The organism is Piscirickettsia salmonis LF-89 = ATCC VR-1361 (assembly GCF_000297215.2).
Lineage (GTDB): Bacteria > Pseudomonadota > Gammaproteobacteria > Piscirickettsiales > Piscirickettsiaceae > Piscirickettsia > Piscirickettsia salmonis.
In genome coordinates this window covers 1-1,625 of sequence record NZ_AMFF02000266.1, presented here as the reverse complement: position 1 = coordinate 1,625, position 1,625 = coordinate 1, and the positions used below count along the sequence as shown (strand labels likewise).

Annotated in this window: 1 protein-coding gene; it reads left to right on the top strand. The window is 31.0% G+C overall.

The features are described 5' to 3' along the window. Positions 1-883: 883 nt before the first annotated feature. Positions 884-1,540 (top strand): AT hook motif family protein, encoded by a 657-nt coding sequence (locus C200_RS13990; RefSeq protein WP_016212246.1) that lies wholly within the window; start codon positions 884-886, stop codon positions 1,538-1,540. Positions 1,541-1,625: the final 85 nt, after the last annotated feature.

Here is a 1,625-nt window from a genome sequence, read left to right as displayed (position 1 = left end):
TCAGTGCGTAAGGTGAGTGAATAACTCTTAATAAATTTAAGTGTTATTGCTAATAATATTTTCTAGCATGGTTAGCTGCTGTTGCTTGTTTAGATTTAAAAGCTTTGTGCTTATGATGATATGCTTGCAATGTGGTTGAGTTGGCAAAGTCAGGGGTATTAATTAAAGAAATAGAGTGTGACTGACTTTTTTGGGAAATATTTTTTCAAGTGTCTTTGTATTTCTCTTTGATAATAGCTTTTGAAAGTATCTATAGTGTAACTGATGAAAATAAATCATGGTAGTTATCATCCTATTGGTCGCTATTTATTTTGCCATTCAAGTAACCATGTGTTTGAGCTGGATAAAAAGGGTTGGTAAAATCTATTAATAATATAGAAAAAATTGATTGAGTTTATATCTCTATAGAGAGCTTCCTGTAGTGATGTTATATATGAGGGGTATCATATCGAATGTAGATAGATATATTAAAATACTTTATGTAATTTTGATATATTTTATTATTTTCTGCTGTTGATTTTTATTCTTTAAAATGTTAATAAAATCACTTTAAAGTATTTAAAATATTTTTTATGTTGTTTTTGTGATACAATTAAGTTGTTTTTAATTAATTAATTTTTTGTTAAAGATATAAATTTTTATTATTAATGTTTAGTCACTTTATTTTAATTTATCAAGTTTGTTTATATTCTTAAGGCTTTAAGGCTTAATTTTAAGCTTTTGTTAATTGAGTTTATTGAAAAACAGAGGAGAAAATGAAATATAATGATGAAAATTTAAGTAAAGAGGGCTAAAAATTTTGATTTTAAAGAGAAATTATAATATCCTCTATGACTTAAATTTGTACTATGATCTATTAAAGTAACTGTTAGGTAGGGTGATAATGGAAGAAGAAAAAGATATTCAAGTTGCAGCAGCAGCGAAATCTACAAAGAAAACCACAACAAAACGCGGCCGTCCTGCGAAAGCTGCAGGTACAGCAGCCAAAAAAACAACTAAAAAAGTAGCTGTAAAAAAAGTAGCGGAAAAAACGGCGACGAAAAAAACAACAGTTAAAAAGTCAGCAACCAAAGGTGTGGCTTTGAAAAAACGTGGTCGTCCAAAACTTCCGACAGTAAGCTCAACTGAAATTACAGCGCTTGACAAAGAAATTACAAAATTAACTGCAACAATTGAAAAATTAACAAAAGATTTAACTTCGGATAAAAAATCAATTGCTGCTGCTCGTTCTGCTTTGAAAAAGTCGAATACTAAAACAAATGCGAATAAGCTTGTTAAAGTAAAAGATTCCCAAGATGCGACTACTGCGAAGTTGCGTGAAGCGAAAGATGAGTTAAAACTTGCACGCTCTGAACGTGCACAAGTTGTTGCGCTAGAAAAAGAGCGTATTCAAGAAGAAATGCGTCAAGAGCGTGCTCTTGAGCAGCTAGAAGTTGCGGTTGAAAAATATCGTGAGAAGTTAGTACGCCAATTTGAACGTGAAAAAGAACGTCGGGCTAAGATTCTTGAAAAAAAACGCACACGTGCACGTCGTAAGTAAGCGAAACGCAAAAACTTACCAGAAAAAATAAAAAAAGCACCTCAAAGTAGGTGCTTTTTTGTATTTATATGTAAAACTCCAGATA

Bases quoted from the DNA above. Each gene is read 5' to 3' on its own strand.
- C200_RS13990 (WP_016212246.1), top strand. From the start codon at position 884: ATGGAAGAAGAAAAAGATATTCAAGTTGCAGCAGCAGCGAAATCTACA.